Origin of the sequence: Ruania halotolerans (assembly GCF_021049285.1) — a bacterium.
Classification (GTDB): domain Bacteria; phylum Actinomycetota; class Actinomycetes; order Actinomycetales; family Beutenbergiaceae; genus Ruania; species Ruania halotolerans.
On the sequence record NZ_CP088017.1, the window covers coordinates 1,682,316 to 1,703,570 of the forward strand.

Below are 21,255 nucleotides of genomic sequence, written 5' to 3' on the forward strand. Positions count from 1 at the left end.
TGGCACGGTTCTGTGATGGTGACGTGGCGGCGCGCTCATCCGGGCCTCCCTGCGCCGGATCGAACCTTAGGCAGGTAGCTCGGCGCCGTCGACTCCGCGTGGCAGGACTCGACGCAGGATGTCGGCCATGGTGACTACCCCGACGAAGCGATCGCCCTCCATCACCACGGAGAGTTGCTCGCTCCCGGCGCGCATCCGGGCGAGCGCCTCATGGACCGGGGTGTCGGACTCGAGCGTCAGCGGGTCGCGGGCCAGATCCGAGGCGAGCGTGTCCGAGGATTCGAGGAGCGTGTCGCGCACATGCACCACCTGCGGCCGGCCAGGTTCGTCCTGGTAGACGAGGATCCGCAGGTGGCCCGAACGGATCGACGCCTCGCGGACATCGCTGACCGTGGCGTTCGGCGGTACAGCGGTGGGGATCGCCCCGGGCCGGATCAGGCTCACCACGTCGAGGGATTCCAAGTCGATCGCGCGGGCGATCTGCGTGCGGAACGAGGGCTCGATCGCGCCGACCTCTGCCGAATGCTCAACCAGGTGCCGGATGGTGGCGGCGTCCTGCCCGCCCACGGCCGCCTGGTTCACGGGAGTTACGCCGGTGGCTGCAACGAGCCGGTTGGCGATCGCGTTGATCCACAGCAGCAGGGGCCGGAAGATCCAGATGAACGCTCGGGCCGGGATCGCGATCATCGAGGCGGAGCGCTCCGGGTGTGCGATCGCCCATGATTTCGGCGCCATCTCACCGACCACGAGGTGCAGGAAGGTCACCACCAGCAGGGAGAGCACGAAGGCAACCGTGTCCGCCGTCCACACGGGCATGCCCCAGGCCTCGAACAGCGGGGTCATCCAATGGTGCACGGCGGGTTTGGTGACGGCACCGAGTGCGAAGGTGCAGGCGGTGATGCCGAGCTGGGCGCCGGCGAGCATCACGGTCAACTCGTTCACCGACCGCAGCGCCGCACGGGCGGATCGGCTGGTCGTGGCCGCCTCCTCGAGGCGGTGCCGCCGGGCGCCGAGCAGGGAGAACTCGACGATCACGAACAGGGCGCTGAGCGCGATGATCGCGACGGTTGTCACGGTGACCAGGAGGGGGTTCTCCATCAGTGCGCCTCCTCGTCCTCGTCCGGCTCCTGGACATGCAGCGAGAGCCGGACAGTAGCGGGCACGTGGCGCTCGACGTCCATCACATGCGCGCTGATGATGTGGCGGACCGGCTCGTGCTCGACCAGATCGGCCGGATCCACCGGGAGCTCGATCTCGAGGTGATCGCCCTCATCGAGGAGGTCGCCGCGCTCGGCGAGCAGGAGTCCGGCGATCGTCTCGTAGTCCCCCCGGGGGAGGTGATGGCCGATCGCGCGTTCGACTTCGTCGATGTGTACGTCGCCACCCATCATCCAGGTGGTGTCATCCTCAGCGCTGATGGTGGCCGACTCTTCGCCATCGTGCTCGTCGGTCACCTCGCCGATCACTTCCTCGGCCATGTCCTCGATCGTGAGGATGCCGGTGAAGCCGCCGTACTCGTCAATCACGCAGGCGAGTTCGTTGCGTGAACGGGTGAGCTGGGCGAGCGCGTCGGGCAGTGCCATCGCGGTGGGCACGAGGATCGGTTCGCGCATGAGGCGTGTCACCGGCGCATCATCGGGGAGGTCGGTGGCGAGCAGATCGGCGAGTTGGACCAGGCCCACGGCCTGGTCGTGATCGTCGACCACCGGGTAGCGGGTGTGCTCGATCGCCATTCGCTCGCGCACCTGCGCCAGAGTGGCGTGCTGGGGCACGGTACCGACCCGGGAGCGCGGGACCATCGCGTGCTCGACGTCCTGATCGGGAAAGTCGAGGATGCGATCGAGCATGATGGACAGTTCCTCGGGCAGGTCGCCACTCTGGCGTGAGTCGGCCACGATGTGCTCGAGGTCGCGTGGGGTGGCTGAGGAGTCCACATCGTGCACGGGCTCGATCCGGAAAATCCGCAGCAGGCCGTTCGCGGCGTGGTCGAACACCGTGATGAGCCAGCCGAAGGCGGTCAGGTAGATCTTGGTGGACCGGGCCAGGGCCAGCGCCATCGGTTCGGCATTGGCGATCGCGAGGTTCTTCGGGAACAGCTCACCGAAGATCATCTGCACCACTGTGGACAGGGCCAGGGCGGTGATCGTGCCGATCGAGATGCCGACCGCGGCCGGTACTCCGACCCCGCCGAGGAGCTCACCGAGGGACTCACCCACCAGCGGTTCGGCCACGTACCCGATGAGCAGACCGGTCACCGTGATGCCCAGCTGAGCGCCGGAGAGCATGAAGGAGGTGCGCTTCGTGACTGCCAGCGCGCGCGAGGCCGCGGCGTCACCTGCTTCGGCGCGAGCTCCGAGGCGGGAGCGGTCCACCGACATGAACGCGAACTCCTGGGCCACGAAGTACCCGTTGGCGGCGATGATCGCCAGGATCACGAGGATCCCGACCAGCAACATCAGCACGGTCATGAGATGACCGGCGCCGGGGTGGGGGTCGGCAGAGTGCCGTGGTGGGGTCTATGACAGGGGTCGGCCGAATCGGCCGAGGGACTGTCGTACTCCATCGGGGTAAGAGCCTCTCATCGTTCGGGGGATGTCTCTATCTTGCGGGATCAGGTGGTTGTCCGTCCAGCGGGCAGATTCTCACTCCATCGGGCCCGGTACCGATGAGAATCGGACGCGTTGTCAGTCAGTCCGGGTGAACGTCACCTGATAAGGAGAAGGTTCGATGACCGAGCACAGTTCACGCGAGCACCTGCCGGGGTTGCATGGCCACCCCACCCACACCGAACTCGTCAGCAAGGACCCGGAAGCCACCCGCGCCTTCGGCGCCCAGGTGTTCGGAAGGCACTCATGCGGACGCACTGCCTGCGGCTGAGTAATCGCACCATCTCGAGCGGGGCGCTGCGGCTGCCTGGTGGCAGTCTGGGAGTCGATGAGCAGCGGTTCCGGAGAAATGAACGACGACTACGTGAACGACGGTTCCCGGTAGCGCTCGGTTCCCGATTCAGAAATGGGACCGAGCGTTGCGGGATGTCGCGAGGAGGAAAGAATGGGCAAGGTTTGCTGGGGCTTCACGTGCTCCATCGACGGCTTTATCGCTGGACCGGGGCACGACATGAGTTGGATGTCCGCCGCGGAACCGCTGGCTGAGGGCACTCTGGACCGCATGGCGGGAGATGTCGGGGTGATCATTTCCGGCCGAGCCGGTTACGACGCGGCCAAGGCGCAGCAGGACGAGCGCGACGAGACGACGTCAGCAGCGTATGGCGGTGCCTGGTCTGGGACTGAGATCATCCTGACCCATCGGCCGGAAGAGATCGCTGATATCCCGAACATGCTTGCGCTGAACTGCGACATCGTGGAGGCGATCGGCCGTGCCCAGGAGATCGCCGGAGACAGGGATGTCCAGATCATCAGTGCCGACATCGCCCGCCAGGCACTCGACCACGATCTCATCGATGAGTTACAGGTCTTCGTCGCCCCTGTCTTCCTCGGTGATGGCACCCGTATCTTCGACGTTCCCGGAGGGCAACGGGTCGACTGGGAACTGGTCGAGATCTACGAGGACAGTCCGCGAAGTTTCGGGCGCACGTATCGCCCGAGGCGACGTGAGAACGTCACGCCTGACTAGGCGGTCTCGGATGGTCGTTGGCGTGGGCAAGCATGCGTACATGCGCGGGCCTCCCTCTCGACGCCCGCGCGACTCACGCGGCCGCCCCGTGCTCAGCGGGAAGGAGCGCGCCTCGGCCGGGCCTGGCTTTGCCGATCCTCGCGCCCCGAGGGATCAGTTGCGGTGCGCGTTCCCTCGGCAGGAGTTGTCGGCCACGACGGAGCCGTCCGCCGTCAGCTCCAGGGTGACGACGTCGTCGTAGACCCGGCGTTCGGTCCCGGTCACGGTGTAGTCCTCATCCATGAGCGGGAAGAGGTAGACCGGGGTCAGGGTCAGTTCGGACCCGCAGCGGGTGCGCTCCAGGTCGAGCTGCAGGTGGCCGTAGTGCAGGCCACCATCGACCAGCCGGGGGTTGCCGTTGGAGTCCTCGGTCCACAGTTCCGGCTCGTCCACGGCAGCCATCCACTCGGAGTGGGTGTTGAAGCGGATCGGCTCGTAGCTGCCGTCCTCTGTCTCGTACAACTGCTCACCGCGCAGTCCGTCCGCTGCGACACCCACGTCGTACATCTGGACACCCACACCGTCTCCGTCGCTATCGACGAAGGAACGTTCGAACATCTCGTCGTGACCGCTGATCACTGCGGCTACGCCGTACTCCTCGAACATGGAGGTGTAGGCGCGCATGGCCACCCCGGACTGGTTGTCTGCGAACTCGTGGTTCGGCGGAGTGCCGTGAACGCCATTGGAGTAGGCCGCGTGGTGGAACTGGACGAGGATCACCTGACCCTCGTCACGGGCGTCGGCCAGCTGTTCCTGCGCCCAGTGCCACTGTTCGCTATCCGGACCCAAGTTCGGCAGGTCGGATTCCGAGACGTCGGTCTCGTAGACGTCGGCATAGGCCGAGGCGTACTCCTCGGCGGTGAAGGAGCCCTGGGTGTCGGTGGACATCCGGTCCGGTGTCAGGTTCGTGTCGTCACCGGAGAAGATCTCACCTGAGAGCGTGCCGGTGCCGGTGTCCTCGTCTGGGACCCCATTGGTGGAGTCGAGGGTCAGGATCGTCACCGGGCCGTGGTCAAGGCGGTAGTAGGAGTCCCGGAACTGCGGGTTCGCCGGGTCGCCCGGGGTGACCATGTAATCCTGATAGCGGTTCCGGGAGACCACTGGCGGCGTCCGGTCTTCGGGGCTGCCGTAGCCCCCGCTGATTCCGGCGTAGGTCTCCCAGTTGCCCAGCGCTGTCACCAGCGGCACGGTCGAGGCGAGGTCGCTGGACTCGCCGGCGAAATGCCGCCAGAACTCGTCCCACGCCGGCTGATAGCCAGAGCCCTGGGCAAGATCACCGGCGATCAGCAGTAGATCCGGGTCCTGCTCAGCGATCGTTGCCAGATTGGCGTCGAGTGCATCGGCCTGGTTCATCGGGTATCGCACGAGTTCCTCGCCGTAGCGCACGGCCGTGCCGTACCGCTGCGCCCAGAGGGAGTCGGCCGATGGGCGGTCTGCTGAGCCGTCGGCGAGGCCGGCATGGGCGGTCTCCCACTCCCGGTGCTCGAACCGCCCGGCAGGTTCGGTCTCGGTGTCGGAGAACGCGACCATTCGCACGTGGTTCCATCGGTCGGCGTCCGGAGCGGTGGTGAACCGGGCGGTGTGCTCAACGCCGTCCTGGGTGACGGTGTAGCGATACTGCTTGCCCGCGCGCAACCCGCCGATCTCAACGACGTGCTGGTAGTTACTGTCCGAGTACAACCATGAGCCCTGGTCCAGACCGTCGATGGTCTGGGCCAGCTCGGCGTCGGAGTACTCCATCAGGTCGAGGTAGCGCGGTTCACTGGTGAGCGTTTGCCGTCCGATCCCGGGCCCGTTGACGGTGACAGTGCCCGGGTTCTCCAGCTCGCTGATCCACACGAGGGTCATCGAGTCCGAGGCGGGACTCTGCAGGTAGGGCAAGACGCGGAAGCCAGGTTCTGGCGCAACCGGTGAGCTCCCGGCCGACGGCAGCGGCGTCATCGGTTGCAACCCACCACCTGGTGCAGCGGCGACTGGTGCAGCGAGCGCGGCGGTCGCACCCAGTGCGACCAGAATCGGGACGAGCTTTCTGCGCATGGCGACTCCCAGATAGGTGATGTGCCTCATCATCGGGGCACGAGGTGACACCACTATGGCGGAGAGGGGAGGAGGAGGTAAACGCTGCGCGACCAGGTGCGGTCAGTCGGTTGAGGCTGGCGCGGCGTCCTCGGTGCAGAAGCCGACGACTTTGTGCGTGCCATCGCACCAGGGCTTGATCGTCGACACACCGCATCGACACAGCGCGACGGTCCGCCGTGTGCGAGGAATGGGCTCCCCGGTCGCCGAGAGGATCGTCACGTCGCCACGAACAACGAGTGGCCCATTCGGGTACGCCCTGATGGTTGGTTCGCTCCGATCGGAACTGGTGCCACTCATGCCGGCATCATGCCGCTTCGGCCAGGGGCAGGCGCAGCGAGGATCGGCCCGCCTGCCAGGCCTCAAGGATGTGCTGACCGGCCCAGTCCTCGACGGTCAGACAGGCAGCGGCGCCGAACATGATGTCGGGCAGCAGCCCGGGGTCGTCCTCGGCCAAGCTGCCGGCGAGGTCATGGGCGGCAATCTGCTCGTGCACGGCGTCAGCCTCAACGTGTTCATCGAAGTACCAGGTGACGTCGGGGCCGAACCCGTGCCGACGGAAGCCATCACCGTAGAGTCGGCTCGGGATAGTCGACGTCATCTCAAATGCCGCCAGGTGACCGACGATCGCCCCCCGGAGGCGTCGGTTGAGCCCGAGCATCGACATGACGTTGTGCGCGGTGAGAGTGATCGCGGGGACGTAGTCCAGGTAATGGCCGTACCGGTCGCTCAGACCGGCCCCGCGCACGGTCTGGGCGAAGATCGCTGCGTGCTGTCGGCGAGGGTCGCCGCCTCCGTACTCATCGGCCTGGATCTCCACGAGTGCGGCCTTGGCGCGGCCGGTGAGCCGTGGGATCGCCCACGAGTGGGGGTCCGCCTCCCGCAGAGTGTAGATACTGCGCTGGACGAGGAACTCGCGCAGTTGTTCCAGCGTCGCCTGCTTCGCCACGAAACCCGCTAGGCCCGGCTTGCCAGAAGGAGCGGTGAGGTCGGCGAGCGCTTCAGCGACGTCGGCGGCGCGAGCAGCAGGCAGTGCCGGCGCAACGATCCGCTCGCGCAGCGCTGCCTCGAAGGCATCTTCGAGCGAGGTCCGCAGGCGAATCAGCTCAGGGGACCACTCCCATGCGGCGCCGAACTGATCGAGAGATCCATAGGCGAGGCAGTAGAGCCCGAACAGGGTGAGTTGGACGTCCTCGTCCTGAACGATGTCAGTGGCGTTGTCCAACGTGTGATGGCCGAGTTCCACGAGGTCGCTGGCCGATGGGCCGGCATCAGTGAGCACACCGAGCAGTGCCGTGCTGAGCTCGCCGCGCGGGGTGAACAGGTCGTCGCTCGCAGTGTCACCGCGGTCCACCCGGGAGGTCGTCACCGGGGGAGCCTCTGCAAGGTTGCCATTTACCATCGGTGCTCCACTTGTCTCCTCGAGGCTGCAACTCGTCGTGATCGGTCGTGGCGTCACCTGACCCGTCCCGCTGAACACTGCTGCGCGAGGCCGATGACCGCAGTGGCGCCGCGGCCAAGCGGTGCACAGGTCCACCGGTTGCCTTCACGTTGCCTGGACGAAAGCCTAGGGTTGCTGCTCCGTCGGCGCGCGGCGAACACTGTGAGCGCTGCACCCAATGCGAATCCCGGCGGGGGCACGACGAGGCCGGGGCGTCGTGCCTCGCGGCGATCTAGTGAGCGCGCACGGGGTGCGGATACTCCGCCGCCCGGTTCTGGAAGGCCAGCACGTCGGGGTTGCGGATATGGCCGTCCTGGATCTCCGTGGCGCGGGTGATCGTCTCACTGCCAGCCCAGCTTGCCGGTCCTTCCATCACCGTGCGCAGGAATGGCAGCAGCGCCTCACTGTTCTCCCAGGTGGCGGATTCCCACAGGTGGGACGGGCTGTGGTCCACGGCGTAGTAGTGGACGTTGTCACCCACGGTGAACATCGGGTCCGCGAACGACGTCGGCCGTGCCCAGCCGAACCCCATCCCCTCGTCGCAGGAGACATCCACGATGATGCTGCCGGGCCGGAACGCCGCTAGATCCTCATCGCGAAGATAGGTCAGCGGCGCCAGTGGATCCTGCAGCGTGCAATTGACCACGATGTCGCTCTCCGCCAGGAACGGGGCTAACGGAACACGCCCCTTCTCGCTGATCACGTACCGGGGATGCGAGGGGTCGTCGTCATGGTCGAGCTGGAGGATGCGCACCGAAGGAATCGGTGAGCCGACGGCGGCGACCTCCCGATTCGTCAGCACCCGCACATCATGAATGCCCTGCGCATGCAGTGCCGTCACCGCCCCGCGTGCGGTGGCGCCGAAACCGATGACGACGGCGCGCAGCCACCGCCCGTAGTTGCCGGTGAGTCCGCGCAGTTGCAGTGCGTGCAGCACGGACGAGTAGCCGGCGATCTCGTTGTTCTTGTGGAATACATGGAGCCCGAAGCTGCCGTCGTGTTTCCAGTGGTTCATCGCTTCGAAGGCGATCAGGGTGAGCCGTTTGTCCACCGCGAGTTGGGTGAGTTCGCGATCCTGCACGCAGTGCGGCCACCCCCACAGCACCTGGCCGTCACGGACATCGGCCAGGTCGCCCAGTTGCGGCTTGGGTAGGACCAGCACGTCCGCCGAGGCGATCACTTCGGCGCGCGGCCGCACTCCCGCAACGACAGTGGCCAACGTGGCATCGGCCACTCCGAAACGCTCGCCGTAGCCCGATTCGAGGACGATGCGGGCCCGCAGATCCGCGTCGATCCGGTCCAGGTGCGAGGGGTGTAGCGCCAAGCGACGTTCATCCGACTTGGTTGAGGACCCCAGAACTCCGAGAGTCAGCAGGTCGGCGGGCACCCTCAGCGCTTCTTCTTGGCGACGGCTGTCTCCATGGCGCTGGCGTGATCAGCGCTCTTGGCGCGCTTGTCTGCCTTGTCGGCGCGCTTCTCCTTCAGGGACTTCCCGGCGACCTTCTTGGCGTTGGACTTGTTGTTCATGGCGAACTCCCTCGTCACCGGGCCGGAGCCGGCCCATGTGCTGACAGTAAGCCACCGCGGGCTTGGCTGGTACTGATCGGATCGCCCATTGTGGCCGCGCGGGCCGAACCTGGCCGTGCACAGGCGCGGGATAGGGTGACGGCACCCGACCCAGGAAGAGGTGCACCGTGATCAAGAAGCCCGTGCTGACTGTGCTCGGTGCGATTGCGGTGGTCCTTGGCGCAGTGTGGGCCGGCCAAGGAATCGGGTGGCTGCCCGGCAGCTCGATGACCGGTGACCCGACCTGGTTGGTGATCGGACTCGTGGCGCTTGTCGCAGGCGCGGTGCTGCTTTATCTGAGTACCCGCGGTCGTTCGTGGCGCAACCCGAATGGGCCGTCCGGGCAGTTCTGAGCAGAGCCGAGCGGCAATTCAGCCCACTGTTCTGCCCGAGCAGTATCAGCCACGGCATGTATGCATCCTTGCAGCCGTGCGGGTGGTCGCCGCGCGCCTACGCTTCACAGTGAAACGTGGCCAGTGGTGCCATCGACGGTGACCACGGACGACGGGGGGAGACGTTCGGTTGCTCGTGGGACTGACAGTACGGCGGGTATCCCGACTTCCCTGGCGACGATCGCTGCATGGGAGAGCACTCCACCGATCTCGGTCACCACTGCCGAGGCGATCGTGAACAGCGGTGTCCACGCAGGATCGGTGTGGCGGCAGACCAGCACATCCCCGCGCTTGACCGTGGAGAAGTCGCCTGGTCCGCGGACCAGGCGGGCGGGACCGGAGGCCACTCCTGGACTGGCTGGCACTCCCGTGATGGTGACACTGTCGGCGGCCGCCGGGGACGGTGCTGTGGAGTCAGGGACGGCTGCGGTCACGGGGCGCGCTTGAAGGACCCACGCCGTGTCGTCCGCGAGCGCCCATTCGATGTCTCTGGGACCTCCCAACGTGGTGGAGATTTCTTCGCCGAGGGCGTACAAGCGCATCACGTCGTGGTCCGCGAGACAGAGCTCGGGCTGCTCAGTCGGCACGGTGAATCGGGTGAGGAGGTGCACGTCGTAGCGGTCAGTGCGCTCGGTCGTGAGTCCTGGTCGGCGGTCGACGATCTCGGAATCTCTGATGCGCCAGGAATCCGGAGTGATGTGCCCAGCGACGAGCCGTTCTCCGATGCCCCACGAGGCTTCGATCACGCTCGTGGTGCCCGTGAACATGACCCCGGAAACCCTGGCATCCACGAACCGTTGGACGAGCACGGCCATGTCGCCAGGTGGCTGTGGGGCTTGCGGGGCTTGGTGAGCGCGGTACGCCGCAGCCCGCTCGGTCCACAACGAGGCCCAGCACTTGAGGATCGCCTGGCATACCTGTTCGGTTCCACGCACCGCAAGGAAGCTGTCATGCTGTCCGGCGGCGGATGCGTGGGCGTTGTCTTCAGCGGTCGAGGATGAACGCACGGCCACGTAGTCAGTGGGTGCCCCGGCGGTGATGCGCTCCAACGCCTGAGAGACGTCGTCGACAACGCCATCCGGGAGACGAGAGCGCAGGATTCGCGATCTAGCCTCGTCGGCGTGCTCGGTGGAGAGTTCGGTGAGGCCAAGTGCCGTGGCCGCGACCCGGTAGATCGTCGCTGGCACCACGAAACCGGTAGGTACTGTGAAGCCGGCCCGTGTCAGCTCGGCCAAGGGGGCGGCCTTGCCGCCGGCCGTCGAGTGGTCGGCGTCGATGAGATCCATGGTGTTCACAGCGCTCTGCCGCCGGCGAAGCCTGTCCATCGCAGCTCGGCGGGCAGGTGAGACATGTCGTTGACCATCACCACGCCAGGGGGTTCCCCGTCGGTGTACTCAATCACCGTAAGCCCAGTGTTCGCGGCGCCGGCCAACGACATCCATCGGGCAGGTGGGGCGCTGAGCGCATCGCGCACCATCCAGGCGATCGGGTACGCGTGGGTCACGGCTACCTCGTGTGTCGGGCGCTGTGCCTGCGTGTTCGGTGTGCCGAATCGTGCCGCCAGGCCGTCCGCAGTCCTTCGACCAGCATCGGCTTCGCTGCGTTCGTAGCCGTCTAAGAATCCCACCCATGAGGGTGCGAGCAGCCATCACCGTTCTCCCCGATGTGCTTCCACGGTACGGTCGCGACCGAGACTGGACAACAGATCTTCATGGAGTTCTGCCCACACGATGTGGCACGAGAGCCGGCCCAGCCCCGCCACCCACTGATGCTCTCCCGCGCGCGCCTTCTGCACTGCCGCCGAGAACTGCCGCGAGTACCGGCTGAATCGCGGAAGCTGGTCAGCCAGTTCTGCCATCAGGTCGCTGAGAGCGTCGGCGAGGTCCGTGAGCTCGCGCAACACCTCCACACTGCGCTCCGCACGGTCAGCGGACGAGTGAAGCTGCCAGTCGGTCACCGTTCGCACGAGGCGGGGATTGACGCTGCTCTCAAAATTCTCAGTCGTGGCGTGGAGGACGGCTCGCGCGCCAGATGCCTCACGTTCTTCCTCGAGCAGTTCGCCGTCGCGATTCTTGCCTGCTTCGGTGAGAATCCAGCCACCGGAGTCAGCGAACCTCATGTGCTCGATCAGCTGCTCTCCTTCGAGGACGCGGAGAGTGTCACCGACGATGTGTGCTGGCAGGTCGACGCGGTCGGCGACCGCCTCAGTGTCCGCGAACCCGGCGAGGCGGACCGCGCGGAGCACCAGCAACTCGTCACTGGACTGCCACGGCGTATCGGATCGCTCAGTTCTCACTCTGATTGCTCCGCGACGTCGCCGGTCTGGGCGCGAGTTGACACCCGCTGGAAGCGCTGCTGGGCAGCCTGCGGAGACTTCACTCCCAGGTGTTGGGCGATGTCGGGCCAGGTCAGTCCTTCTGCCCGCGCGATCAGTATCAAACCTGCTTCGAGGGCATCGAGGTCAGCTCGTGCCGACTCCAGAAGTGTCAGCGCGGCACGAAGTTCGTCATGGGAAGCGTCGCCGACGGTGGAGTTCGCTCGCCACATGGCAAATCGCAGCAGGGTGGCATCGCCGGGCATGGCCCCTGGTGGCTGCCAGGGGAGCGCAGGCAGTCGGTCGGCACCGGACTCGCACAGTCGTCGCCGCGCAGCGTCCAACTCGTTCAACTCATCGCGTTCATTCGGAACAGAAGGAATCATGGAGCAACTCTGACTACATCAACATCGAGTTGTCAACACAACGTTGATGCCTAGGGTTTCCCCGGAAAAGTCAGGGTGGTAGGAGTGCTTCGTTCCCTTCTCCCACATCCAGCGCACGTTCGGTGATCGAGAGTTCGTTGTGCGAGTGTGTCGGCACCAGCGGCGTGCCTCAGGCCGGCGGGATCGGGAAGTTCCCCGAGAACACGTTGCTCGGATCCCAGTCCCGCTTGAGCTGCTTCAGTCGCGGCAGGTTCGACCCGAACGCCGCCTCGAGCAGGTCGGGTCGCGCGCCGGTGTCGGCAGTGTCGAACGAGAGGTAGAGCCCCTCGCCGTGGCCGACCATCTCGCCATCCCACACCCCGTCGAGCCGTTCCTGATTGGCGCCCATCGCGCTGAGCAGGAAGTTCTGGTGCCGGTGCGGGTAGGCCGTCGCATCCGGGGCGAGATCATGCGAGGCACCGCCGGTGGCCCGGATCTGCAGGAAGTACGCCACACCCGAGTCAGCAACTCGCGCGAAGGCGTCGGCGGCACCATCGAGGTGCGTCACCAGAGTCGAACGCACCGCTGGGGTGCCGCCACCGGAGTGATTCCGATCCCCAGCGCGCACCACCTGCGCATAGGGAAGCTGGTAGGCCTGATGCCCCAGCAGTGGGCCCGCATCCGCCAGCCGCTCCAGCTGACGTACCGCCATCTCGGTATCGTCGCTGGCCACCACGGTCATCAGCTGGGCCACGGCCGGCTGCCCACGCCGCGCGGGGGAGAGGATGAGGAAGCTGGTCAGCTCCCGCGGGGCTGACTCCACCACCGCACCCCACCGCTGCAGCAGCCCGGCCGTGTCGGTCGCATCCAGGCTCATCTGGGAGAACACCACGTCCCCGAGCGGCATCGGTTCGATGTCCACCGAGGTGACGATCCCGAGATTGCCGCCCGCGCCGCGCAGGCCCCAGAACAGGTCGGGATGCTCCTCGGGCGAGGCGTGCAGGATCTGCCCGTCCGCCGTCACCACCTGGGCGGCTCGCACCCGATCGATGGTGAGGCCGAAAGTTCGCCCGAGCAGGCCCACCCCGCCGGTGGTCGCCAACCCGCCCACGCCGACGCCGCCGTAGTCCCCGGAGCTGATTGCCAACCCGTGCGGCGTGAGCGTCTCGGCCACCTTCGCCCAGGTGGCCCCGGCCCCTGCACGCACGAGGGGAGAACCCTCGGCACTGTCGAGCACCTCGACGGAAGCGAGCGCGCGCAGGTCAAGCACGAGGCCGCCGTCGTTGGTGGATTTACCGCTGATGCCGTGCCCGCCGGAGCGCACCCCCAGGGGTACCTCCTGCTCGCGCGCGAAGGCGAGCGCGTGGGCCACCTCCACCGGCGTTTGTGGCTGCAAGATCAGCCCTGGTGAGCCCGCACGCAGATAGTTGTGCTGCATCCCGGCATAGGCCCGGTCGCCCGGCTCGACGGCGGTCGCGGCCAGTGCGGGAGAGAGCCCGTCGTAGTCGATACCGTCCCGCCGTTTGGCTAGCGCGGCGCTCCCGCGCTGTGCCGTGGCCGGGGTGGTGCCCCGCACGCCCCGTTCCTTCCCGACGGCGTCCCGGACGGCTGGGGCGATCTCCTCACCGAAGGTCGCGATGAAGGCGGGATCGTCCGTGCCCAGGATGAACGTGCCGATGCCGTCGGTCAGCGCGAGCGCCGTCAGTTCTTCCACCCACTGCTCCACCGGGCCGTTCAGGTAGCCCTGGGAGGTCGGGGAGACCGCGCCGTTGATGTTCAGCAGGCGCCGGATCTCGGCCGGGTGACGGCCGGCCTTCTCCGCGGCGGCATCGATGGTGGCGTTGCCGCGGGCCAGGTCGCCATCCTTCAGGTAGGCCAGGGACGGTAACCAGCCGTCCGCGCGCTGCGCGACCAGGCGGAGCATGCGGGGCTTGTAGGCACCCAGCCAGATCGGCACGTCGTTCTTCGGTGCCGGCCCACGCTTGGCGCCGGTGAGGCGGTAGTGCTCGCCCTCGATGCGCAGCGGGCGCGGGTTCGTGGTGTCCCACAGTTCGCGGATCACCTCGATGGCCTCGGTGAGGGCGTCCACCGCTTCGCCCGGGGTGCGGCGCGGGGTGCCCATGGCCTCGATTGCGTCCCAGAACGCGCCCGCACCCAGCCCCAGCGCGGCCCGTCCGCCGGAGAGCAGGTCGAGGGAGGCGAGTGACTTCGCAAGCACCGCGGGTGGGCGCAGCGGAAGGTTCAGCACGTTGCCGGCCACGGTGACTCGCTCGGTCTGCGCCGCGATCCAGGTGAGCAGCGTCCAGGTGTCCAGGAAGCTCGGCTGATACGGGTGGTCCTGCAGCGTGACCAGGTCCAGCCCCACCTGCTCGGTGAGCTGGGCAAGGGCCACCGGTGCCTGCGGATTGGCCGCCTGCGGGGTGAGGAAGGTGCCGAAGGTCAGGTCGTGACCGTAGTCAGTCATGGTGCCCCAATGATGTTGAAAGTTGAATCTCCTAGGAGTCAACGCGCGAGCGGGTTCATTGTTCCCGAGTGTGCCGACGCTGTACGCGCCCAGGGTCCTGCTGATAGTGTCCCACCTATCGTTTCAGTGTCCCAATGAATGACACATCGACGAAGGAGTCGTACTCACCGATGGACCCCACCCTCGCCTCACCTACTCGGCGCGCCGTCCTGGGTCTGGGCGCCACGGCCTTGTCGGCAGGAGTGCTCGGCGCCTGCTCGAGCCCGGACCTGTCTGCCGTCTCGCTGCCCGACGTTCCCGCTTCCTACGACGGCCCGCCGATCACCTTGCGTTTCTGGAATGGACTCACCGGAGCCGATGGTGCGCTGATGCGCGATCTGTGCCGGGAGTTCCAAGCCGAGCACCCGGCCATCGAGGTGGAGATGTTCGCCATCCCGTGGTCGTCCTTTTATCAGAAGTTCCCGGCAGCGGTGGTCAGTGGCCTGGCGCCCGATATCGGGCTGATGCAGAACTTCCATGTCGCCACCAACGCCGCCCGGGGCGTGATCATCTCCCTCGACGAGGTGGCTGAGCGGATCGGGTTGTCCGAGGATTCGTTCTCCGCGACCGTGTGGCGTTCGGGCATGGTCGGTCAGCGGCGGTACTCGATTCCGCTGGATGTGTGGCCGGACAGCCTGTTCTACAACCGCCGGGTGCTGGCCGACGCCGGCCTGGATCCCGATGACCCGCCGCAGGATCGCCAGTCCTACGAGGACACCCTTGAGGCGCTCGCCGACAACAACGTGGCCGGCCATTGGCTGCCCGCCATCGATCCGCAGGGCGTCGGGCGCGGGTTCGACAGCGTGCTGTGGCAGATGGGCGGTGAGTTGTACGACGAGGAAGGCTCGCGCGCGCGTTTCAATGAACCCGAAGGCGTGGAGGCACTCACCTGGCTGGTCGAGCGGATCCGGGCCGGGCACAGCCGGCAGAACGTCAGCGGGGGAGATGCCAACGTCGCCTTCAAGAACGACCTGAACGCGTTCATGTGGGGCGGACCCGGCGCGCTCATCAATGACTTCCGGGCGGTGCCGGATCTGGACTGGGCAGTGGCGCCGCTGCCGCTGATCGGGCAGACGCCGGCCTCATTCGCCGGATCACACCAGTTCGTGGTGATGCGGCAACGCTCCTTCGAGGCCGGCCGGCTCGCTGCGGTGTACACCTTCCTCGATTGGATCAGCAGCAACTCCCTGCGCTGGGCCGACGCCGGGCCGGTGCCCGCCCGCCGGGACGTGGTCGAGAGCGCCGAGTTCGCCGCCCTGGATGCGCAGTCGTCGGTGGCGGAGGCCCTCGACCAGGTGCGGTTCTACCCGCTGATCCCGGGCATCTTCGACGTGCAGTCCACGATCCTCTACCCGGCGATCAGCACCGTGCTGCTGCAGAACGCCCACCCCCAACAGGCTCTCGACGAGGCAGCCCTCCGGGCCGATCACCTCCTCGAGGAGAACCGCCAGAAGTACGCGGAGGCCCTCGCATGAGCACCACGGCACCTGCCCGCCCCACTGCACGCCCACCCGAGCAGGAGGTCCCCTCCCGCCCGCGCGACGCACGCCTGGGACACCCACTGACGCCCTACCTGTTCCTGGCTCCGTTCATGCTCGTGTTCGGGGTGTTCATGTTGTTCCCGGCGCTCTACGGGCTCTGGATCAGCCTGCACAACTGGGACTTCTTCCTGCCGAACCGGCCCTGGGTCGGCTTGGGCAACTACCTCGAACTGTTCGACCCCACGAGCCTGACCGCCGTGCAGTTCTGGGAGTCGATGCGGGCCACCGGACTGTTCGTGCTGTTCTCGGTGCCCTTCCTGATCTCGATCCCGCTCGGTCTCGCGCTGCTGCTGAACCGCAACTTCGCCGGCCGCAACTTCTTCCGCGCCGTGTATTTCGCCCCGTATGTGCTGGGGGTGAGTGTGATCGGCCTGCTCTGGCAATACCTGCTGAACGCCAACGTCGGGCTGGTCAACTACGCGCTCGGCCAGCTCGGTCTGGAAGAGCCGATCGCCTGGCTCACGGCGGTGCCGTGGGTCTGGGTCTCTCTCGTCGGCGTCACCGTGTGGTGGACGCTCGGCTTCAACACCGTGGTCTACCTCGCCGGCCTGCAGGACATCGACGGCACCCTCTACGAGGCCGCCCGCGTGGACGGTGCCTCGCGTCGGCACGAGTTCTGGCACGTGACCGTACCCGGGCTCAGGCCCGTGCTGCTGTTCGTGCTGACCATCACCATCCTGGCCTCCGCCAACATGTTCGGTCAGGCGTACCTGCTCACCGGCGGCGCACCGAGCAATCAGACGCGTACCGCCATCATGTTCATCGCCGAGACCGGACTGGAGCAGTTCCGGATCGGCGTGGGCGCGGCGATGAGCTACATCCTCGCCCTGCTGCTGATCGGCGTGAGCGCATTGAACTTCCTCCTCTTTCGCCGTCAGGAGATGAAATGAGCACCTTCACTCGCCCCTCGACGCCTGCGGCCACCCGTGGCCCGGCCAGCCGGCACAGCACACTCGCAGCCCGGCGCCGCTCACCCCGCCGTATGCTGCGCACCGCCGGTTTCTACGCGATTCTGCTCGCACTCTCGGTGGCATTCTTCGCACCGCTGCTGTGGATGCTTTCCACCTCGTTCAAGACGCGGGGAGACGCCACGGCGCTGCCTCCGCAGTGGCTCCCGCCCGAATTCTCCACCGAGGGCTACACCACCTTGTTTGCCGACGCGCAGGCCCCGGTGCTGCGCTGGGTTCTGAACAGCCTGGTGGTGGGCCTGGCCACGACAGCCCTGGTACTGCTGACGGCGTCGCTCGCCGCGTACGCCCTGGCCAGGATGCAGTTCCGCGGCCGCAACGCGGCCTTCGCGCTGATCATCAGCACCCTGTTCGTTCCCGGGTTCGTGTTCCTGATGCCGAACTACCTGATCGTGGACGCCTTCGACTGGTTGGATTCGATGTGGGCGTTGATCGTGCCCGGAGCGGCATCCGCCTTCGGGGTCTTCTTCCTGCGCCAGTTCTTCCTCTCCCTGCCGGCCGAGCTGGAGGAGGCGGCGATCCTGGACGGGGCGAACCGGTGGCAGATCTTCGCCCGCGTCTTGATCCCGCTGTCGAAGGCACCCCTGGCCACGCTGGCCGTGCTGGCCTTCCTCACCAGCTGGAACGATTTCCTGTGGCCGCTGTACGTGCTGTTCAACCCGGAGAACCTCACCCTCCCGGCCGGGCTGGCCACGCTGGTGGGTTCCTATGCCACCGACTACCCGGCGATCATGGCCGGTGCCGTCCTGGCGAGTGTGCCGGTGCTCGTGGTGTACGCCTTCGCGCAGCGATACATCATCAGCGGTGTCTCACGCTCGGGGTTGAAGGGATGAGGCACGCGTGATCTTCGCACCGCTGGCGCCGGTGTCGGAGAGGATGTCGGACATGACACCACGCAACAACGGCGACGAGACGACCTCCGGAACCCTGGCGCGCGGGCTGACGATCCTGGAGGTGGTCGCCTCGCACCCGAACGTGGGTGCGGCGGAGATCGCCACCCGCCTGGGCATCTCCCGCAGCGCCGCCTACCGCCTGATCGGCCAGCTCAAGGAACGCGGCTTCCTCTCCGAACGGCACGGCGGAGGCTTACGCCTCGGCGGCGGCGCCGTGCGGCTCGGCCTGCAGGCTCTCGGTGATGTGCACCTGTACGACGTGGCCGCCGATCGGCTGCGCAGCCTGGTCGAAACAGTTCAGGAGACGGCGTTCCTCGCGATCGCGGACGGGCAGGACGTGGTCTACGTACTTCAGGAGGTGGGCCCCAGTGCCGTGACCATGACCGCCAAGCCGGGCAGCCGGCGCCCGCTGTACGCCACGGCGCTGGGAAAGGCCTACCTCGCCGCGCTGCCGGAAGCCGAACTTGAGGACTTGCTGCCGACGGTCGACATGCCCGCGGTGACCCCCTCCACCATCACCACCCGCGAGGCCCTGCGTGCCGAGCTGGAGGCCACCCGCGCGCGTGGGTACGCCATCGACGACCGTGAACTCGAGCCGGAGGTGCGCTGCCTCGCGGCTGTGGTGCGCGACCACCGCGACCATCCGGTGGCTGCCATCAGCGTGGGCGGTCCCTACCAGCGCATCAGTGCCCGCGAGGAACACATCGTGGCCGCCGTGACCGCGACCGCACGCCAACTCTCAGACGACCTCGGGGCGCATTAGCGCCCCGCCCCACTCACCGAGGAGATCATGCACACCGACCATCGGATCATCGCCGTCGAGGCCAGCCCGCTCACCGTCCGCTACCCACGCACCGTGGGCCGCAACGCCCGGCTCGGCAGCCACGGGTCCGGCTTCGCCACCACCGCCGTGACCGTGCGCACCGATACCGGGCACAGCGGATGGGGCCTGGTGGAAGGGAAGGCGCACGCCGAGCAGCTGCAGCGCTGGGCGGGCCGGCCACTGGCCGAACTCTTCGACCCGGCCGTGGGTGTGCTCGACCAGGAGGCGGCCCCACTCGACTTCGCGCTGCACGATCTGGCCGCCCGCATCCTCGACGTGCCCGTGCACGCGATGCTGGGTGGGCGCGGTGATCGGACCGTCTCCTGCTACTCCGGCGCCATCTACTTCGACGATCTCGATCCGGACGAGACGCCTCGGGGCATTGCCGCGGTGCTGGAGAACTGCGCCGCCGACTGGGCGGCCGGCTATCGCGCCTTCAAGCTCAAAATCGGCCGCGGGAGCCGCTGGATGGACCACGACGCCGGGTTCGCCCGTGACATCGAGGTCACCCGGACGGTCCGCGAGCACTACCCGGACGCGCGCATCCTCGTGGACGCCAACAACGGCTACACCCCCGCCGAGACGGTCGACTTCCTGCGCGCCGTCAGCGACTGTGACCTGTTCTGGATCGAGGAGCCGTTCCACGAGGAGGCCGGCGGCCTCGGCGTGGTGCGCGAGTACCTCAAGGAGTCCGGCTCCGGCGTGCTGGTGGCCGACGGCGAGTTCGATCCGGACGAGGAACACATGGTCGAACTCGCTCGCCGCGGACTGGTGGACGTGCTGCTGATGGACGTCGTCTCCTACGGCCTCACCCCATGGCGGCGCCTGATGCCCACTCTGGCCGAGATCGGCGTGGCAGCCTCACCGCACGCCTGGGGTCAACCGCTGAAGACGGCCTACGCCGCGCAGATGGCCGCCGGCCTGGGCAACGTGCTCACCGTCGAGGGCGTGCCCGGCAGCACCGACGGCGTCGAGGCCGGCCCCTACGCCCTGGCGGAGGGCCACATCACCGTGCCGGACGACTCCGGCTTCGGCCTCACCCTGACCACCCCGCAGCGCCACTGACCCGCACCACCACTGAGGAGAACACCATGGACGTTCGCCACTCCACCCACCCCGACGACGCCCGCACCCTCGACACCGCAGCCCTGCGCAGCCGGTTCCTCGTGGAGAATCTGTTCGCCCCGGGCGAGGTCCGCCTCACCATGGCCCACGACGACCGCCTCGTGATCGGCGGCGCCGTGCCCGGCACCGACCCGTTGCCCCTCGATCCACCTGATCAGCTGCGCGCGCAGTCCTTCTGTGAGCGGCGTGAGGTGGCCGTGGTCAACGTCGGCGATGCGCCGGCCACAGTCACCGCCGACGGCCAGGAGTATCGGCTGGACCACTTCGATCTGCTGTACCTGGGCGCCGGCACCCAGGGCGTGCAGCTGGCCGGCGAGGGCGCGCGGCTCTACCTGGTCTCGGCGCCAGCCAGCAGCACCCACCCGACGGCGCTGGTCCGCCGCGATGAAGCCGAGGCGCTCCACATGGGCGCCGACGAGGGCGCCAACGTGCGCACCATCCGCCGGTACGTGCACGCCGACGGCGTCGCCTCCGACCGGCTGGTGCTGGGCATCACCACCCTCGCCCCAGGCAGCGTGTGGAACACCATGCCCCCGCACACGCACGACCGGCGCACCGAGGTCTACCTGTACACCGGGTTGGGTGAGGCCGGCCGTGTGATGCATTTCTGCGGTCAGCCGGATCAGCTGCGCACCCTCGTGGTGCAGGATCAGCAGGCGGTGATCAGCCCGCCGTGGTCGGTGCACTCCGGAGCCGGCACCGGTGCCTACTCCTTCGTCTGGGCGATGGCCGGTGAGAACCAGGCCTTTGACGACATGGACGCCGTCGATGTGGCGCAGCTTCGATGACGGCATTCGACCTGCACGAACGTGTCGCAGTGGTCACGGGCGCATCCTCGGGGATCGGCAGGGCCGTGGCGCTCGGCCTTGCTGAGGCGGGCGCGCACGTGCTCACCTGGGGGCGCGCGGACAACGTCGGCTCCGTGGCCGAGGAGATCCGCCGCCGCGGCGGCACGGCCGAGGCGGTACTGGCCGACCTGTCCGACCTGGATGCCGCGGCAGCCTGCGCCCAGGACGTTCTCGCCCGTGCGGAGGTGGACATCCTGGTGAATAGCGCCGGCATCATTCGGCGCGGCCCTTCCGCCACCACGTCGACGGCGCATTGGCGTGAGGTGCTCACCGTGGACCTGGACGCCACCTGGGTGCTGTGCCGCGAGTTCGGCGCCCGGATGCTCAACCGAGGCACCGGCAAGATCATCAACGTGGCCTCGATGCTCTCCTTCCAAGGCGGCCAGCAGGTGGCCTCCTACGCCGCGGCCAAGCACGGCGTGGTGGGCCTGACGAAGGCGCTCGCGAACGAGTGGGCAGGCGGCGGGGTGAACGTGAACGCCATTGCGCCGGGGTATGTGAAGACGGCGAACACCGCCCCGCTACGGCAGGACGCGGAACGGTCGGCGCAGATCACCGCCCGGATCCCCGCCGGCCGCTGGGCCGAACCGGAGGACATGGTGGGACCGGCGGTCTTCCTCGCCAGCGACGCCGCCTCCTACGTGCACGGGCACGTGCTGGCCGTGGACGGCGGCTGGTTGGGAGCGTGATTCCCGACGGCGCTCGCGGTGGCGGGGGTGGAGCACTCG

The 21,255-nt window shown here is 67.4% G+C and carries 22 protein-coding genes; 10 read left to right on the forward strand and 12 right to left on the reverse strand.

Annotation, left to right across the window (positions count from 1 at the left end; genetic code table 11):
- Positions 1-66: 66 nt before the first annotated feature.
- Positions 67-1,098 carry a hemolysin family protein gene (locus LQF10_RS07385; protein ID WP_231066833.1) on the reverse strand — a complete coding sequence of 344 codons (1,032 nt, stop codon included), beginning with the start codon at positions 1,096-1,098 and terminating at the stop codon, positions 67-69.
- Positions 1,098-2,468 (reverse strand): hemolysin family protein, encoded by a 1,371-nt coding sequence (locus LQF10_RS07390; RefSeq protein ID WP_231066834.1) that lies wholly within the window; start codon positions 2,466-2,468, stop codon positions 1,098-1,100. Before LQF10_RS07390 ends, LQF10_RS07385 begins: the two co-directional genes overlap by 1 nt.
- Positions 2,469-2,727: 259 nt before the next feature.
- On the opposite strand from LQF10_RS07390, the gene LQF10_RS07395 reads away from it, so the two are divergent.
- Together LQF10_RS07395 and LQF10_RS07400 are read left to right on the forward strand one after the other, a co-directional pair.
- On the forward strand, positions 2,728-2,877 hold the full coding sequence (locus tag LQF10_RS07395) for a VOC family protein (protein WP_231066835.1): 150 nt from the start codon (positions 2,728-2,730) through the stop codon (positions 2,875-2,877).
- 174 nt (positions 2,878-3,051) lie between these two features.
- Entirely contained in the window at positions 3,052-3,633 is a 582-nt protein-coding gene (locus LQF10_RS07400) for a dihydrofolate reductase family protein (protein ID WP_231066836.1), read from the forward strand.
- Positions 3,634-3,786: 153 nt separating this feature from the next.
- Here LQF10_RS07400 and LQF10_RS07405 read toward each other — a convergent pair whose 3' ends face one another.
- The 5 genes from LQF10_RS07405 to LQF10_RS07425 all read right to left on the reverse strand — a co-directional run bounded on the left by LQF10_RS07405 (position 3,787) and on the right by LQF10_RS07425 (position 8,716).
- Positions 3,787-5,709 carry a metallophosphoesterase family protein gene (locus LQF10_RS07405; RefSeq protein ID WP_231066837.1) on the reverse strand — a complete coding sequence of 641 codons (1,923 nt, stop codon included), beginning with the start codon at positions 5,707-5,709 and terminating at the stop codon, positions 3,787-3,789.
- Between the two features lie 102 nt (positions 5,710-5,811).
- On the reverse strand, positions 5,812-6,048 hold the full coding sequence (locus LQF10_RS07410) for a CDGSH iron-sulfur domain-containing protein (RefSeq protein WP_231066838.1): 237 nt from the start codon (positions 6,046-6,048) through the stop codon (positions 5,812-5,814).
- A gap of 7 nt (positions 6,049-6,055) precedes the next feature.
- Positions 6,056-7,117 (reverse strand): iron-containing redox enzyme family protein, encoded by a 1,062-nt coding sequence (locus LQF10_RS07415; protein WP_231066839.1) that lies wholly within the window; start codon positions 7,115-7,117, stop codon positions 6,056-6,058.
- Positions 7,118-7,421: 304 nt separating this feature from the next.
- Positions 7,422-8,582 (reverse strand): N(5)-(carboxyethyl)ornithine synthase, encoded by a 1,161-nt coding sequence (locus LQF10_RS07420; protein ID WP_231067274.1) that lies wholly within the window; start codon positions 8,580-8,582, stop codon positions 7,422-7,424.
- Positions 8,579-8,716 (reverse strand): hypothetical protein, encoded by a 138-nt coding sequence (locus LQF10_RS07425; protein ID WP_231066840.1) that lies wholly within the window; start codon positions 8,714-8,716, stop codon positions 8,579-8,581. The genes LQF10_RS07420 and LQF10_RS07425 overlap by 4 nt, the downstream gene beginning before the upstream one ends.
- A gap of 167 nt (positions 8,717-8,883) precedes the next feature.
- Here LQF10_RS07425 and LQF10_RS07430 point away from each other — a divergent pair, with 167 nt between their 5' ends.
- Complete coding sequence (locus LQF10_RS07430; RefSeq protein WP_231066841.1) at positions 8,884-9,108, forward strand: hypothetical protein; 225 nt, start codon at positions 8,884-8,886, stop codon at positions 9,106-9,108.
- A 104-nt stretch (positions 9,109-9,212) separates the two neighbouring features.
- Here LQF10_RS07430 and LQF10_RS07435 read toward each other — a convergent pair whose 3' ends face one another.
- The 5 genes from LQF10_RS07435 to LQF10_RS07455 all read right to left on the reverse strand — a co-directional run bounded on the left by LQF10_RS07435 (position 9,213) and on the right by LQF10_RS07455 (position 14,290).
- Complete coding sequence (locus LQF10_RS07435) at positions 9,213-10,433, reverse strand: PEP/pyruvate-binding domain-containing protein (RefSeq protein WP_231066842.1); 1,221 nt, start codon at positions 10,431-10,433, stop codon at positions 9,213-9,215.
- 5 nt (positions 10,434-10,438) lie between these two features.
- The gene (locus LQF10_RS19370; protein WP_290371147.1) at positions 10,439-10,774 is read right to left on the reverse strand and encodes a histidine phosphatase family protein; all 336 of its coding nucleotides are present in this window, start codon (positions 10,772-10,774) and stop codon (positions 10,439-10,441) included.
- Positions 10,775-10,795: 21 nt separating this feature from the next.
- Positions 10,796-11,443, reverse strand: coding sequence for a transcriptional regulator (locus tag LQF10_RS07445; protein WP_231066844.1), 648 nt, complete (start codon positions 11,441-11,443; stop codon positions 10,796-10,798).
- Positions 11,440-11,847 (reverse strand): hypothetical protein, encoded by a 408-nt coding sequence (locus LQF10_RS07450; RefSeq protein ID WP_231066845.1) that lies wholly within the window; start codon positions 11,845-11,847, stop codon positions 11,440-11,442. The genes LQF10_RS07445 and LQF10_RS07450 overlap by 4 nt, the downstream gene beginning before the upstream one ends.
- 169 nt (positions 11,848-12,016) lie before the next feature.
- Positions 12,017-14,290 (reverse strand): LLM class flavin-dependent oxidoreductase, encoded by a 2,274-nt coding sequence (locus LQF10_RS07455; RefSeq protein ID WP_231066846.1) that lies wholly within the window; start codon positions 14,288-14,290, stop codon positions 12,017-12,019.
- 134 nt (positions 14,291-14,424) lie between these two features.
- Between LQF10_RS07455 and LQF10_RS07460 the strand changes: the two genes are divergently transcribed.
- From LQF10_RS07460 to LQF10_RS07490, 7 genes are read left to right on the forward strand one after another with little or no spacing between them, the layout of a single operon-like run.
- Positions 14,425-15,804 (forward strand): ABC transporter substrate-binding protein, encoded by a 1,380-nt coding sequence (locus tag LQF10_RS07460; protein WP_231066847.1) that lies wholly within the window; start codon positions 14,425-14,427, stop codon positions 15,802-15,804.
- Positions 15,801-16,760, forward strand: a complete 960-nt coding sequence (locus tag LQF10_RS07465; RefSeq protein ID WP_231066848.1) for a carbohydrate ABC transporter permease — start codon at positions 15,801-15,803, stop codon at positions 16,758-16,760. Before LQF10_RS07460 ends, LQF10_RS07465 begins: the two co-directional genes overlap by 4 nt.
- Complete coding sequence (locus LQF10_RS07470) at positions 16,757-17,671, forward strand: carbohydrate ABC transporter permease (protein WP_231066849.1); 915 nt, start codon at positions 16,757-16,759, stop codon at positions 17,669-17,671. Before LQF10_RS07465 ends, LQF10_RS07470 begins: the two co-directional genes overlap by 4 nt.
- 52 nt (positions 17,672-17,723) lie before the next feature.
- Positions 17,724-18,494 (forward strand): IclR family transcriptional regulator, encoded by a 771-nt coding sequence (locus tag LQF10_RS07475; RefSeq protein WP_231066850.1) that lies wholly within the window; start codon positions 17,724-17,726, stop codon positions 18,492-18,494.
- A 27-nt stretch (positions 18,495-18,521) separates the two neighbouring features.
- The gene (locus tag LQF10_RS07480) at positions 18,522-19,619 is read left to right on the forward strand and encodes an enolase C-terminal domain-like protein (protein ID WP_231066851.1); all 1,098 of its coding nucleotides are present in this window, start codon (positions 18,522-18,524) and stop codon (positions 19,617-19,619) included.
- 26 nt (positions 19,620-19,645) lie between these two features.
- On the forward strand, positions 19,646-20,467 hold the full coding sequence (gene kduI, locus LQF10_RS07485) for a 5-dehydro-4-deoxy-D-glucuronate isomerase (protein ID WP_231066852.1): 822 nt from the start codon (positions 19,646-19,648) through the stop codon (positions 20,465-20,467).
- A complete protein-coding gene (locus LQF10_RS07490; protein WP_231066853.1) occupies positions 20,464-21,216 on the forward strand; it encodes an SDR family oxidoreductase in 753 nt (250 codons plus the stop codon). The genes kduI and LQF10_RS07490 overlap by 4 nt, the downstream gene beginning before the upstream one ends.
- Positions 21,217-21,255: the final 39 nt, after the last annotated feature.

Excerpts from the sequence above, each read along its gene's own strand:
- LQF10_RS07385 (WP_231066833.1), bottom strand. The coding sequence starts at position 1,098 with ATGGAGAACCCCCTCCTGGTCACCGTGACAACCGTCGCGATCATCGCG.
- LQF10_RS07390 (WP_231066834.1), bottom strand. The coding sequence starts at position 2,468 with ATGACCGTGCTGATGTTGCTGGTCGGGATCCTCGTGATCCTGGCGATC.
- LQF10_RS07395 (WP_231066835.1), top strand. The coding sequence starts at position 2,728 with ATGACCGAGCACAGTTCACGCGAGCACCTGCCGGGGTTGCATGGCCAC.
- LQF10_RS07400 (WP_231066836.1), top strand. The coding sequence starts at position 3,052 with ATGGGCAAGGTTTGCTGGGGCTTCACGTGCTCCATCGACGGCTTTATC.
- LQF10_RS07405 (WP_231066837.1), bottom strand. The coding sequence starts at position 5,709 with ATGCGCAGAAAGCTCGTCCCGATTCTGGTCGCACTGGGTGCGACCGCC.
- LQF10_RS07410 (WP_231066838.1), bottom strand. The coding sequence starts at position 6,048 with ATGAGTGGCACCAGTTCCGATCGGAGCGAACCAACCATCAGGGCGTAC.
- LQF10_RS07425 (WP_231066840.1), bottom strand. The coding sequence starts at position 8,716 with ATGAACAACAAGTCCAACGCCAAGAAGGTCGCCGGGAAGTCCCTGAAG.
- LQF10_RS07435 (WP_231066842.1), bottom strand. The coding sequence starts at position 10,433 with ATGGATCTCATCGACGCCGACCACTCGACGGCCGGCGGCAAGGCCGCC.
- LQF10_RS07450 (WP_231066845.1), bottom strand. The coding sequence starts at position 11,847 with ATGATTCCTTCTGTTCCGAATGAACGCGATGAGTTGAACGAGTTGGAC.
- LQF10_RS07455 (WP_231066846.1), bottom strand. The coding sequence starts at position 14,290 with ATGACTGACTACGGTCACGACCTGACCTTCGGCACCTTCCTCACCCCG.
- LQF10_RS07460 (WP_231066847.1), top strand. The coding sequence starts at position 14,425 with ATGAATGACACATCGACGAAGGAGTCGTACTCACCGATGGACCCCACC.
- LQF10_RS07465 (WP_231066848.1), top strand. The coding sequence starts at position 15,801 with ATGAGCACCACGGCACCTGCCCGCCCCACTGCACGCCCACCCGAGCAG.
- LQF10_RS07470 (WP_231066849.1), top strand. The coding sequence starts at position 16,757 with ATGAGCACCTTCACTCGCCCCTCGACGCCTGCGGCCACCCGTGGCCCG.
- LQF10_RS07475 (WP_231066850.1), top strand. The coding sequence starts at position 17,724 with ATGACACCACGCAACAACGGCGACGAGACGACCTCCGGAACCCTGGCG.
- LQF10_RS07480 (WP_231066851.1), top strand. The coding sequence starts at position 18,522 with ATGCACACCGACCATCGGATCATCGCCGTCGAGGCCAGCCCGCTCACC.
- kduI (WP_231066852.1), top strand. The coding sequence starts at position 19,646 with ATGGACGTTCGCCACTCCACCCACCCCGACGACGCCCGCACCCTCGAC.
- LQF10_RS07490 (WP_231066853.1), top strand. The coding sequence starts at position 20,464 with ATGACGGCATTCGACCTGCACGAACGTGTCGCAGTGGTCACGGGCGCA.